This window comes from Nocardioides sp. ChNu-153, from assembly GCF_030466625.1.
GTDB lineage: Bacteria > Actinomycetota > Actinomycetes > Propionibacteriales > Nocardioidaceae > Nocardioides.
Genome location: NZ_JADEVT010000008.1, coordinates 18,056 through 30,277 on the forward strand (window position 1 = coordinate 18,056; position 12,222 = coordinate 30,277).

The 12,222-nt window shown below is 73.6% G+C and carries 10 protein-coding genes; 1 reads left to right on the top strand and 9 read right to left on the bottom strand.

Translation table 11 applies throughout. The features are described 5' to 3' along the window. Window positions 1–11: 11 nt before the first annotated feature. The 6 genes from folE to dacB all read right to left on the bottom strand — a co-directional run bounded on the left by folE (window position 12) and on the right by dacB (window position 7,143). Window positions 12–623, bottom strand: a complete 612-nt coding sequence (gene folE, locus INN71_RS11470) for a GTP cyclohydrolase I FolE (RefSeq protein ID WP_277499545.1) — start codon at window positions 621–623, stop codon at window positions 12–14. Then, window positions 620–2,659 (bottom strand): ATP-dependent zinc metalloprotease FtsH, encoded by a 2,040-nt coding sequence (gene ftsH / locus INN71_RS11475; protein ID WP_277499544.1) that lies wholly within the window; start codon window positions 2,657–2,659, stop codon window positions 620–622. Before ftsH ends, folE begins: the two co-directional genes overlap by 4 nt. Window positions 2,660–2,826: 167 nt before the next feature. After that, a complete protein-coding gene (gene hpt, locus INN71_RS11480) occupies window positions 2,827–3,378 on the bottom strand; it encodes a hypoxanthine phosphoribosyltransferase (protein ID WP_277499542.1) in 552 nt (183 codons plus the stop codon). Between the two features lie 43 nt (window positions 3,379–3,421). After that, complete coding sequence (gene tilS, locus INN71_RS11485) at window positions 3,422–4,435, bottom strand: tRNA lysidine(34) synthetase TilS (RefSeq protein ID WP_277499541.1); 1,014 nt, start codon at window positions 4,433–4,435, stop codon at window positions 3,422–3,424. A gap of 10 nt (window positions 4,436–4,445) precedes the next feature. Continuing rightward, window positions 4,446–5,552, bottom strand: a complete 1,107-nt coding sequence (locus tag INN71_RS11490; RefSeq protein WP_277499540.1) for a zinc-dependent metalloprotease — start codon at window positions 5,550–5,552, stop codon at window positions 4,446–4,448. A 52-nt stretch (window positions 5,553–5,604) separates the two neighbouring features. Then, entirely contained in the window at window positions 5,605–7,143 is a 1,539-nt protein-coding gene (gene dacB / locus INN71_RS11495) for a D-alanyl-D-alanine carboxypeptidase/D-alanyl-D-alanine-endopeptidase (RefSeq protein ID WP_277499539.1), read from the bottom strand. A gap of 212 nt (window positions 7,144–7,355) precedes the next feature. On the opposite strand from dacB, the gene INN71_RS11500 reads away from it, so the two are divergent. Then, the gene (locus INN71_RS11500) at window positions 7,356–7,853 is read left to right on the top strand and encodes an inorganic diphosphatase (RefSeq protein WP_277499538.1); all 498 of its coding nucleotides are present in this window, start codon (window positions 7,356–7,358) and stop codon (window positions 7,851–7,853) included. A 396-nt stretch (window positions 7,854–8,249) separates the two neighbouring features. Here the strand turns inward: INN71_RS11500 and INN71_RS11505 are convergent, their stop codons facing one another. From INN71_RS11505 to INN71_RS11515, 3 genes are read right to left on the bottom strand one after another with little or no spacing between them, the layout of a single operon-like run. Beyond that, on the bottom strand, window positions 8,250–8,969 hold the full coding sequence (locus tag INN71_RS11505; RefSeq protein WP_277499537.1) for a class I SAM-dependent methyltransferase: 720 nt from the start codon (window positions 8,967–8,969) through the stop codon (window positions 8,250–8,252). Beyond that, window positions 8,966–11,068 carry an acyl-CoA dehydrogenase gene (locus INN71_RS11510; RefSeq protein WP_277499536.1) on the bottom strand — a complete coding sequence of 701 codons (2,103 nt, stop codon included), beginning with the start codon at window positions 11,066–11,068 and terminating at the stop codon, window positions 8,966–8,968. The genes INN71_RS11505 and INN71_RS11510 overlap by 4 nt, the downstream gene beginning before the upstream one ends. Before the next feature lie 10 nt (window positions 11,069–11,078). Beyond that, a complete protein-coding gene (locus tag INN71_RS11515) occupies window positions 11,079–12,209 on the bottom strand; it encodes a phosphatase PAP2 family protein (protein WP_277499535.1) in 1,131 nt (376 codons plus the stop codon). Window positions 12,210–12,222: the final 13 nt, after the last annotated feature.

Sequence of the window (12,222 nt, forward strand, 5' to 3'; positions counted from 1 at the left end):
CACGGGCGGCCTCAGCGACGCGGGCTGTGGATGAGCGCCATCGCCTCGGCGCGGGTCGCGGGGTTGTGCATGATCCCGCGCACGGCCGAGGTGAGGGTGCGGGCGCCCGCCTTGCGCACGCCGCGCATCGTCATGCAGAGGTGCTCGGCCTCGATCACGACGATGCAGCCGCGCGGCTCGAGGATGCTCATGAGCGCGTCGGCGACCTGCGTCGTGAGCCGCTCCTGCACCTGGGGGCGCTTGGCGTACACGTCGACGAGGCGCGCCAGCTTCGACAGCCCGGTGATCTTCCCGTCGGCCGACGGGATGTAGCCGACGTGGGCCACCCCGGTGAAGGGCACGAGGTGGTGCTCGCACATGCTCCACAGCTCGATGTCGCGCACGAGGACCATCTCGTCGTGGCCGATGTCGAAGGTGGTGGTGAGGACCTCCTCCGGCCGCTGGCGCAGGCCGGCGGTGACCTCGGCGTACGCGCGGGCGACCCGGGCCGGCGTGTCCCGCAGGCCCTCGCGCTCGGGGTCCTCGCCGATGGCGGCGAGCAGCTCGCGCACGGCCGCCTCGGCCCGCTCGTGGTCGTACGGCGGGACCTCGCCGGGGTCGCTCACGGAGATGCGGTCGGTCACGGGGCCCCCGGGCCGGGCGTGCCGCCGTGGATGTCGCCGCCGGGGCCGGGGGGCGTGATGACGGTGCCGCCCTGCGGGCCCTTGGCCAGCTCGACCGTGCCGGCGCGGGCGCGCTCGCGCACCGCCTCGGGGATCTCGACCGGCGGGATGGCGGACGGGTTGCGGGTCGGCGAACCGGTCCACGCCGGGCGGACCGGACGACGGCGCAGCGCCTCGAAGATCGCGGCGATCTCCGCCTTGTCGAGCGTCTCCTTGTCGAGGAGCGCGAGCACCAGGGCGTCGAGGACGTCGCGGTTCTCCTCGAGGATGTCGAACGCCTCCTGGTGCGCGGTCGCCAGCAGCTTCTTCGTCTCGTCGTCGACCATCGCCGCGACGTCCTCGGAGTAGTTGCGCTGGTGGCCCATGTCGCGGCCCAGGAACGGCTCGCCGCCGGAGTCGCCCAGCTTGATGGCGCCGAGGCGCTCGGTCATGCCGTACTGCGTGACCATCGCGCGGGCCAGGCTCGTGGCCTTCTCGATGTCGTTCCCGGCGCCGGTGGTCGGGTCGTGGAAGATCATCTCCTCCGCGGCGCGCCCGCCCAGCATGTAGGCGAGCTTGTCGAGCATCTCGCTGCGGGTCTGGGAGTACTTGTCCTCGTCGGGCAGCACCATCGTGTAGCCCAGCGCCCGCCCGCGCGGCAGGATCGTCACCTTGTGCACGGGGTCGGTGCCCGGCAGCGCCGCGGCGACCAGGGCGTGGCCGCCCTCGTGGTAGGCGGTGATGAGCTTCTCGTGCTCGTTCATCAGGCGGGTGCGTCGCTGCGGGCCCGCGATGACGCGGTCGATGGCCTCGTCGAGCGCCGAGGGCGTGATGAGCTTCTCGTTCGACCGCGCGGTCAGCAGCGCGGCCTCGTTGAGCACGTTGGCGAGGTCGGCACCCGTGAACCCGGGGGTACGACGCGCGATCTGCAGCAGGTCGATGCCCTCGGCCATCGGCTTGCCGCGCGAGTGGACCTTGAGGATCTGGTGACGGCCCGAGAGGTCGGGGGCGTCGACCTGGATCTGGCGGTCGAAGCGGCCGGGACGCAGCAGGGCCGGGTCGAGCACGTCGGGACGGTTCGTGGCCGCGATGAGGATGACCCCGCCGCGCACGTCGAAGCCGTCCATCTCGACGAGCAGCTGGTTGAGCGTCTGCTCGCGCTCGTCGTGGCCGCCGCCCATGCCGGCGCCGCGGTGACGACCGACGGCGTCGATCTCGTCGATGAAGACGATGGCCGGGGCGTTCTCCTTCGCCTGCTCGAACAGGTCGCGGACGCGGCTCGCGCCGACACCCACGAACATCTCGACGAAGTCGGAGCCCGAGATGGAGTAGAACGGCACGCCCGCCTCGCCGGCGACGGCGCGCGCGAGCAGCGTCTTGCCCGTGCCGGGCGGGCCGTAGAGCAGCACGCCCTTGGGGATCTTGGCGCCCACGGCCTGGAACTTCGCGGGCTCGGAGAGGAACTCCTTGATCTCGCCGAGCTCCTCGATCGCCTCCTCGCAGCCGGCGACGTCGGCGAAGGTGGTCTTCGGCATGTCCTTGGTGATGAGCTTCGCCTTGGACTTGGCGAACTGCATGACACCGCGACCGCCGCCGCCCTGCACCTGGTTCATCAGGAAGATGAACAGCGCCAGGATGATGACGAAGGGCAGCAGGCTCACCAGCAGCGAGCCGAGCAGGCTGGGCTGGGGGTTCTCGGAGTTCGACTCCTCGATGGTGCCCTCGTCCACCTGCTCGCCGACGGCCTCGATGATGCCGTCCTGCTGGCCCTGCACGTAGTAGGAGACGACCTCGCGGCCGCCCTCGCGGTCCACGTCGTCGTCGAGGGTGGCCTCGATGCGCTGCTCACCGTCGACGAAGGTGATCTCGGAGACCTCGCCGTCCGCGATGTACTTCTCCATCCGCGACGTGCTGATCTCGTCCGAGCCGTCGCCGGGGGCGAGGAACTGCAGGGCGAGCAGCACGGCCACGACGGCCAGGACGATCCAGAGCCACGGCCCCTTGAACAAACGCTTCACAGGCTTCTTCCACGTACGACGGTGGACACCGGGCACAGCCGCGGCATCGAGGACTCAGGGAGCGACGCTACAGGCCCGGGCGCGTGGCGGAGCCCCTGCTCCGGCAATTCTGGCAGCACCGCCCAACCACCTCGCGGGGGCCGCGCGGTGCGGCGTACCCACGAGCGTCAGGAGTAGACGTGCGGGGCGAGCGTGCCGATGCACCGCAGGTTGCGGTAGCGCTCCTGGTAGTCGAGGCCGTAGCCGACGACGAACTCGTTGGGGATGTCCCACCCGACGTACTTCGGGGTCACCGGCATGGCCAGCGCCTCGGGCTTGCGCAGCAGCGTCGCGATCTCGACGCTGGCCGGGCCGCGGCTCGAGAGGTTGGAGATCAGCCAGCTCAGGGTCAGGCCGGTGTCGATGATCTCGTCCACGACGAGCACGTGCTTGCCGGAGATGTCGGTGTCGAGGTCCTTGAGGATCCGCACGACGCCGCTCGACTTGGTGCCCGAGCCGTACGACGACACGGCCATCCAGTCGGTCTCGACGTGGCGGTCCAGCGCCCGGGAGAGGTCGGCCATCACCATGATCGCGCCCCGCAGGACGCCGACGACCAGCAGCTCCTTCCCCGCGTAGTCCGCCTCGATCCGGCGGGCCATCTCGTCGAGCTTGGCGAGGATCTGCTCCTCGGTGAAGAGGATGTTGACCAGGTCGTCATCGACGGAGGAGGCGTCCACGAGGAGGCAGCCTGCCACAGCCGTCGCCGGTGCGGCCACGCGGTCAGGCGTCGGCGGGCGGGGTGGGCCGGAAGCGCAGGAGCGCGCCGTCGCGGTACGCCGTCACGTGGCCCGGCAGCGGGGTGGACGCGCCCCGGGGGCCGGACGCGAGCCGGTCGAGCGCCTCGACGTGCACCGCGAAGAGCTCGGCGTCCGACGCGCCCGCGGCCAGCGCGGCCCGGCGCAGCACGCGGGTGACGAGCGCGCGCGGCACGCCCGGGAGGGCCGCCGTGTCGACCTGGGTGGCCAGCCCCGTGCCCCGCACCGCCTGGCGGTGCAGCCCCGCCGCCAGCTCGTCGAGGGCGGCGAGGTCGTCCTGCAGCAGGTCCGCCGTACGGGCGAGGTTGTGGCGCACGCGCGGGTTGAGCTCGGCCTCGAGCACCGGCAGCACCGCGCGGCGCACCCGCGAGCGCAGGAACCGGGGGTCGTCGTTGTGCGGGTCGTCCCACCACGCGATCCCCTCGGCGCGGCAGGCCTCCTCGGTCTCGGCGCGGGTGACGTCGAGCAGGGGCCGGGCGAAGACCTCGAAGCGGCGCCGCATCCCGGCGATCGACCGCCCGCCCGAGCCGCGGGCCAGGCCCAGCAGCACGGTCTCGGCCTGGTCGTCGAGCGTGTGGCCCAGCAGCACCAGCGGCGCGTCGACCCGCTGGGCGACCTCGGCGAGCACCGCGTAGCGGGCCTCCCGGGCCGCGGCCTCCACGCCCAGGCCGCCCGCGGAGACCTGCACCCGGGCGGAGAAGGTCTCGTCGGCGCCCAGCGCGGCCATCTGCTCGACCACGCGCGCCGTGTGCTCCGCGGAGCCCTCCTGCAGCCCGTGGTCGACGACGACGCCGACCACCCGGGTGTCGAGGGCGTCACGGGCGCGGGAGCAGGTGAAGACGGTGGCGGCGAGGAGCGCGAGCGAGTCCGCTCCCCCGCTGCAGGCCACGACGACGACGGGCGGCGGGGCGGCACCGGGTGCGGTGAGCTCCCGGCGTACGGCGCCGCGCACCGCCGCGAGGCTGGGGGGCAGGGTCACGACCTGCGGCTCAGGCGAGGACGCGGGCGACCCAGGCGTCCGGGTCGGCGATCTCGGAGCGGGAGGGGAGCGCCTCGGGCGCCGACCAGACGGCGTTGAAGTCGTCCATGCCCACGCGGTCGACGACGGAGCGGACGAAGGCGGCGCCGTCGCGGTACTGCGCCATCTTGGCGTCGAGGCCGAGCAGGCGGCGCAGCAGGCGGTCGAGGTGCCCGACCCCGTCGCGGCGCTGCTCGAACGCGCGGCGGATGCGCTTCACCGTGGGGATGACGCCGGGGCCGACACCGTCCATGACGACGTCCGCGTGCCCCTCGAGCAGCGACATCACGCCCGTGACGCGGTCGATGATCTCCTTCTGGTCGGGGGTGCTCAGCATGTCGACGATGCTGCCGCCCCCGCCGCCGCGCACGGCCTCGACGACCCGCGAGAGGCCGTCGCCCAGCACGGCGGAGGGGTCGAGGGTGCCGGCGAGCGCCTCGACCTGGGCGCGCAGGTGGTCGCGCAGCCACGGCACGGCGGTGAACTGCACGCGGTGGGTCTCCTCGTGCAGGCAGACCCACAGGCGGAAGTCGCGGTGGCGGGCGCCGATCTCCTCGGCGACCTGCCAGACGTTGGGGGCGACGAGGAGCAGCCGGCCGTCGGGGGCGACGTCGGCGGGCGCGAAGGGGTCGAACTGGCCCAGCACCTTGCCCGACAGCAGCCCGAGCAGGGCACCGAGCTCGGCGCCCGTCACGCGGGAGCCGACCGCCGCGCCGGCGCGGCGCAGCACCTCCGGCGCCTGCGGGCCGCCCGAGCGGCGCTGCGCCAGCTGGTCGACGAACGGCTGCATCATCACGCCGAAGCTCTGCGTGTTGGCCTCGATCCAGCGGCGGCGGTCGACCACGAGCACCGGGGCGCTGTGCTCGACGGCGTGGAGTCCGGTGAACTCGCGGACCAGGCCCGAGGAGCGCTCGGCGTCGGCCCGCAGCGCCTCGACCGTCTCGGCGACGGACTCGGCGGGGATGGCCGGCTCCGGCGGCGCCAGGCGGGCGCCGATGCGGGCTGCGAGCGCCCAGTCGATGGCCGGCGCGCCCGTCGCGGACGGGTCCGGGGGGCCGAAGGACTCAGCGGAGCTCATGCCCGCGACCCTACGCGCGGGCCGAAGACCGCCCGGGGGCTCAGCCGGGGGCTCAGCCCGTGGTCGCCGGGGCGCCGGCGGAGCCGGTCGAGCCGGTGGACGGGGTCGCCGCCGGGCCCGCCGCCGACGTCGAGCAGGTGCAGGCGGCGAGCGCCGCGACCGCGCGGTCGAGCGCCTGGCGGGCGTCGAGGGTGGAGGGGAGGTCGACGCGGTCGGCGACGACCACGAACCGGAGCGGCGTGCCGGTGGCGTCCTCGACCACGCCGGCGAGACCCTGCACGCCGGTGAGCGTGCCCGTCTTGGCGCGCACCGTGCCGAGGCCCGCGGGGTCGGCGTCGTCGAAGCGGTTCGCCAGCGAGCCGCTGAACCCGGCGACGGGCAGACCGGTGACGGCGGCGCGCAGCTCCGGGTGCTCCGAGGAGACGGCGACCCCCAGCACCCCGAGGAGCGTGGTGGCGCTCAGCTGGTTCTCGCGCGACAGGCCGCTGCCGTCGCGGAGCACGTCGGCGCCCAGGTCGACGCCGAGGTCGGCGAGCACGCGGCGTACTCCCGCCGCCCCGCCCTCGAAGGTGCCCGCGCCCTCGACCTGGAGACCGACGTGGTGGGCCAGCACCTCGGTCGTCTCGTTGTCGCTGATGGCCAGGAGGTGCTCGACCAGGTTCGCCACGGGGGTGCTGTCGACCTCGGCGAGCGTCGTGCCGTTGCCGCCCAGGCCGGGGGCCGGCGTGGCGACGACCTCCACGCCGGCGTCGACCAGCGCCCGGGCGAACCACGCGGCGGCGTCGGCGGCGGGGTCGGCGACCACCTCGTCCTCGACGTACCCCCGGTCGGCCCACAGGGCCGTGATCGGCGGCACGACCCCGTCGGGCACGTAGGAAGCGGGCCACGCCGGGTTGATCGCGGGCCCGGTGAAGAGGGACGCGTCGTAGGCGACCTCGACGCTCGTGACGCCGTCCGCGACGAGCGCGGCGGCGGTGCGGTCGGCGAGGTCGCGCAGCGAGGCGCGCGCCGGGTACGTGGACGCGGCGTCCTCCGCGGGCACCGGCTCCCGGGCCAGCAGCGGGTCCCCGCCGCCGACCAGCACCACGCGGCGTACCCCGGCGACGGCGTCGGACGCGCCCCCGTCGACCACGCGGGTGGTGAAGCGGTGGTCGCCGCCGAGCGCCTCGAGGGCGGCGACGGCGGTGAGCAGCTTGGTGGTGGAGGCGGGCACGACCCGCTCGGCGCCCGCCAGGTACGGCGTGCCCTCCCCCAGCGGCGCCACCCCGACCATGACCTGGGGACCCAGGCCCGCCTCGGCGAGGTACGGCGCCATCGCCGCCGCCACCGCCTGCGGGTCGACGGCGCCGGCGGTGGCGGTGACGGGGGTGAGGAGGGGGTCGGGATCGGCCAGGGGCGGGAGGTCGAGGCCCTCGGGCGGCGCGACCGCGGCGGGCCCCCCGGAGCCGTCGTCGCCCAGCACCCCGTCGAGCAGGTCGAGCCGCCACGCGGCCGCGCCGGCGACGGCCAGGAGGACCACGACGAGCGCGAGCACGAGCGGGAGCCGTCGGCCCCGGCCGCTGCCCCGCCTGCGCCCCTGTCCCACGGCCACCTAGGATCACCTCAGCTCGATCGGTCCGCGCCATTGTGCGCGAGCCCGCCGACGTCGACGAACCCGGCCTCCGGGCTGGCGCCGGGCGCAGCTGCAGCCCCACCCCTAGAGTTCCGTGCAGGCCCGGCGACCCCGCGGGTACCGCACACTATGCAGATCGAGACCGACAAGATCGGCCGCGCCGGCGCGGCCGCGACGTGGAAGGCAACAGCGTGCTCGAGTTCGACGTACTGGTGGAGATCCCCAAGGGCGAGCGCAACAAGTACGAGGTCGACCACCACAGTGGTCGTCTGCGCCTGGACCGGACGCTCTTCACCTCGACGCAGTACCCGGCCGACTACGGCTTCATCGAGGACACGCTCGGCCAGGACGGCGACCCGCTCGACGCGATGGTCATCCTCCCCGTGCCGACCTTCCCCGGCTGCCTCATCAAGGCCCGGGCCATCGGCATGTTCCGCATGACCGACGAGGCCGGCGGCGACGACAAGGTCCTGTGCGTGCCCGCCGGCGACCCGCGCGTCGACCACCTCAAGGACCTCGGCGACGTCTCCAAGTTCGACCTGCTCGAGATCCGCCACTTCTTCGAGGTCTACAAGGCCCTCGAGCCCGGCAAGTCCGTCGAGGGCGCCGAGTGGGTGGGCGCCGAGGAGGCGCAGAAGGAGATCGAGGCGTCGTACCAGCGGTTCAAGGACAACGGCAGCACGTACTGACCAGGTTGATCCGGCCGGGGTGGCGGGTTCCCCGGTGCACCGGGGAACCCGCCACTTCCGGTGGGAAGTTCGCACCCGGAAGTGGCGGGTTTCCGCTTCAACCATTGGTGACCCGGCGCCCCTCCCCGCTGTAACGCGGTGTCCGGGCGTCTCCACACGCGGTCGACCACGGACGCAGACGCCCCGGCGCCGCACCAGACACCACCACCGCACCAGACGTCCATGAGCCCCGTACGCCGTGGGCCAGCGCCGGGCGGGAACGAGCCATCCGACGTGTAACGCGGTGTCCCGGCGTCTGCGCACGCCGAGGACCACGTGTGCAGTCGCCCGGACACCGCGTTACACGGGCCGGGGGGACGGCGCTCCAGGCGATCGGCGTGGCGAGCGCGCGGGGCGCTACGCCCGGGTGCCGCGGAAGTACGCCAACGCCCCGCTGGTGCGCAGCTCGAGGTCGGGTACGCCGTGCGCCGTCGCCCAGCGCCGTACGTCGTCGCTCGAGCACATCGGCCCCAGCAGCCCGGCGAGGCGGCCGATGCGCCGCACCGGCTCGTGGCGCAGCCCGGTGTCGGTGAGCAGCGCGCTGCCCAGCAGCACGCCTCCGGGGCGCAGCACCCGCGCCATCTCGGCGAACGCGGCCGCCGGGTCGGGGAAGCAGTGCAGCCCGGTGAGGCTCAGCACCCGGTCGAAGGACGCGTCCGTGAACGGCAGTGCCGCCACGTCCGCCTCCGTGCACGTCACCTGGTCGGCGACGCCGAGGTCGGCGGCGGTGCGCCGGGTGCGCTCCAGCATCGCGGGGGCGATGTCGGCCGCGACGTACTCCAGCCCCTGCCCCGGGCGCAGCCCGCGCAGCGCCACCCCGGAACCGCAGGGCACGTCGAGCACGCGCGAGCCGGCCGGGAGCGTGCCGGTCTCGTCGGCCGCGTCGAGCAGCAGCTGCAGGTCGGAGCCGACGGCGGCCCGCCAGCCCACCGCGCCCGGGCCCGGGTGGTCCACCGACCACGCGTAGACGTGCGCCCACGCGGGGTCGCCCTCCCAGCCGCCGAGCAGCCCGCGGACCCGCCGGAGCCCGCCCGCGACGGCGTCCACCGCGGGACGCACGGGGCCCGACGACCTCACGCCTGCTCCGCGACCTGCTCCGCGGTCTCGCCGAGAGTGTGGTGCGCCGCCTCGTCGCCCCGGCCCTGCTCGGCCGCCACGACGACGTGACCCAGCAGGTCGGGCGCCCGCAGGATCTCCTCGGGCACCGCGAACGCGTCGACGAGCACCCGCGCGAGCGGGCGGACCTTGCGGCACAGGTCGTCGACCTCCCGCGTGATCGCCTTCGCCCGGGTCGAGGTCATCCGGCCGTGCTCGAGGAACCACGCGCGGTCCTCCTCGATGACCGACAGCGCGTGCAGGTCGGCGAGCAGCCCGAGCGCCCGCTTCTCCTCGCCGTCGGGCAGGCCGTCGAGCTTGGCCAGGAACGCCTCGAGCACGACGCGCTCCTGGTGGGCCTTCGCCGCCGCGATGACGTGGGGCTGCACGCGCGAGAAGACCGCACCCGGGTTGAGCCCGCCGTCGACGCCCGACTTCAGGCGCCGCGCGGCCGAGGAGATGATCTGCTCCTCGCGGTAGCGCAGCATCGCCAGCTGGTACGCCGGGTCGCGCAGGCCGGCCTCGGAGTCCCACTCGTCCCCGCCGGGCAGCAGGTCCCGCACGCGCTCGAAGAGCTGGTGGGCGCGGGTGCGCTTGACGACCTCGTCGAGGGCCAGGCCCGCGACGAGCCGCACCATCTCGAACTGGTCGGCGTCCTGGAAGTCGCCCGCGTAGTCGGTCAGCAGGCCCTTGGCCACGAGCTGCAGCAGCACGTGGTTGTCGCCCTCGAACGTGGTGAACACGTCGGTGTCGGCCTTGAGGGCGGCGAAGCGGCTGGCGGAGAGGTAGCCGGCACCACCGCACGCCTCGCGACACTCCTGGATGGTGCGCGTCGCGTGCCACGTGCCGAACGCCTTCATGCCGGCGGCCTCGGACTCCAGCGCCCGGCGCGAGCGCTCGCTGTCCTCCTCGCCGGAGAACACGGCGTGCAGCCGGCCCGCGACCTCCTCCTGCGCGAAGTGCAACGCGTAGGTGCGGGCGAGCAGGGGCAGCAGGCGCCGCTGGTGCAGGCCGTAGTCGAGGAGCAGCTCCTCGGATGACCCGGTGGCCTCGAACTGGCGGCGCCGCTCGCCGTACCGCACCGCGAGCACCATCGCGACCTTCGCCGCGTTGACGGCCGCGCCGCCCACGCTGACCCGGCCCTGCACGAGGGTGCCGATGGTGGTGAAGAAGCGCCGGCCGGGGCTCTCGATGGCCGAGCTGTAGACGCCGGCCGCGTTGACCTCGGCGAACCGGTCGAGCAGGTTGTCCCGCGGGATCCGCACGCCAGAGAACCACAGGCGCCCGTTGTCGACGCCCTCGAGCCCCATCTTCGGGCCGCAGTCCTCGATCCGCACGCCGGGCGCGGGCACCAGCTCGCCGTCCTCGTCGCGCACCCGGATCGGCACGACGAACGCGTGCACGCCCTGGCTCTCGCCGCCGATGTGCAGCTGCGCGAAGACGACCGCCAGCTCCGCGTGCCGCGCGGCGTTGCCGATGTAGTCCTTGCGGGCGGCGTCGTGGGGGGTGTCGATCACGAACTCGCCGGTCGCCACGTCGTACGTCGCGGTGGTGGCGAGCGCCTGCACGTTCGACCCGTGCCCGGACTCCGTCATCGCGAAGGAGCCCAGGATCGAGCCGTCGATGATGCCGGCGAGGTAGGCGTCGTGGTGGCGCTTCGTGCCGAGCTGCAGCACGGCGCCGCCGAACAGGCCGAACTGCACGCCCACCTTCACCAGCACGGACAGATCGCCGTAGGCGAGGGTCTCGAAGGCGGCGATGGAGGCGCCGATGTCGCCACCGCCGCCGTACTCCGTCGGGAACCCGAAGCCGGTCTGGCCGGTGCGGGCGATGTCGAGCACCACCTCGAGCACGCGGTCGCGGAACGCGTCGCGGTCCAGGCTCTCGGCCTCCTCGAGGAGGCCGGCGTAGTCGACCAGGTTGCGGCGCACGAGGTCACGGACCTCGGCATAGCGCCCGTCGAGCACGCGCTGGAGCGCGGCGGCGTCGGGTGCGGGCTGGACGTACCCGTCGGCGGACGGCTCGGGGGCGGAGCCGGCGGCGGACTCGGGCTGCGGGGAGACGACGGCGTCGGTGGCCATGCGCCCCAACCTACCCGGGAGTACGACGCTTCCGGAGGCTGAGGCGCGACGCCTCGGGAGCGGCCTCGGCCGGGTCCTCGACCCGGACGTCGGCGTCGCTGCCGTCGGGCGTCAGCGGGATGCGGGAGGTCGTGGTCGTCGGGTGGCTCCCCAGCCCGCGTCTGTCGAACCGTTGCCCGCTGGCCACACCGCCCACGTAGAACGCGACCACCGCGATCATGGCGCCGGCGATGTCGTCGGCCACGTAGTGCCAGCCGAAGTAGAGCGTCGCGATGATCGTCAGGCCGAAGTTCACCCACATCACCCAGTGCAGGACGCGATTGCGCACCGTGTACTGCACCATCAGCGCCCACAGCAGCGTGATGGCCGTGTGCAGGCTCGCGAACGCCGCCGTCGACTGCAGGCCCTCGCCACCGCCCCACAACACGTCGATGCGGCTGTAGAACAGCGAGTCGGCCAGGTCCGCGGCCCCGGAGTCGAGGTCGGTGTAGAGCCACGGGAACGCGAACTTCGGGCCGAGCGCCGGGAGCATGTAGTACGTCGCCGTGCCGAGCGACCAGGCGATGACCTGCGACGTCACGAACCAGTAGCCGAACGAGATGTTGCGCGACCAGATCACCCAGATCGCCACGAGCACCGGCACGAGCGGCAGGTACCACAGGTAGATGGTCGAGATCAGCTGCTCGAACCAGGTGAAGCCGAACAGGGTGTGCAGCACCGCGGACGGGTCGTTGCCGAGGAAGAGGATGCGGTCGAGCGCGTGCAGCTCCGCGTCGTACTTCTGCTCGCCGAGCACGAAGGGCAGGAACGACTTCAGGTTCCGGTAGCAGGCGTAGGTGACGTAGAAGCACCCGATGCCCAGCGCCACCAGCGTGAACCGCTCGCGCGTCCAGTGCTCGCGCCAGCGCTCCTTGATCAGCGGCACGACCTTCGAGAAGTTGCCGCGCGCCCCCCACAACGACCGCGGGACGAGGTCGGCGAGGAGCGCCAGGCCCACCAGGAGGGGGAACCGGAGCCAGCCCGGACCGAGGAAGCCCTCGGGGTCGATGACGCTGCGGCCGAGCGACAGGGCGGTCACGAAGGCCAGGACCGCCATCGTCGCTGCGACCCCGATCAGCAGGACGTAGGCGCGGCGATACACCCCTGCAGTGTAG

Bases quoted from the DNA above. Each gene is read 5' to 3' on its own strand.
- INN71_RS11490 (WP_277499540.1), bottom strand. From the start codon at position 5,552: ATGAGCTCCGCTGAGTCCTTCGGCCCCCCGGACCCGTCCGCGACGGGC.
- INN71_RS11510 (WP_277499536.1), bottom strand. From the start codon at position 11,068: ATGGCCACCGACGCCGTCGTCTCCCCGCAGCCCGAGTCCGCCGCCGGC.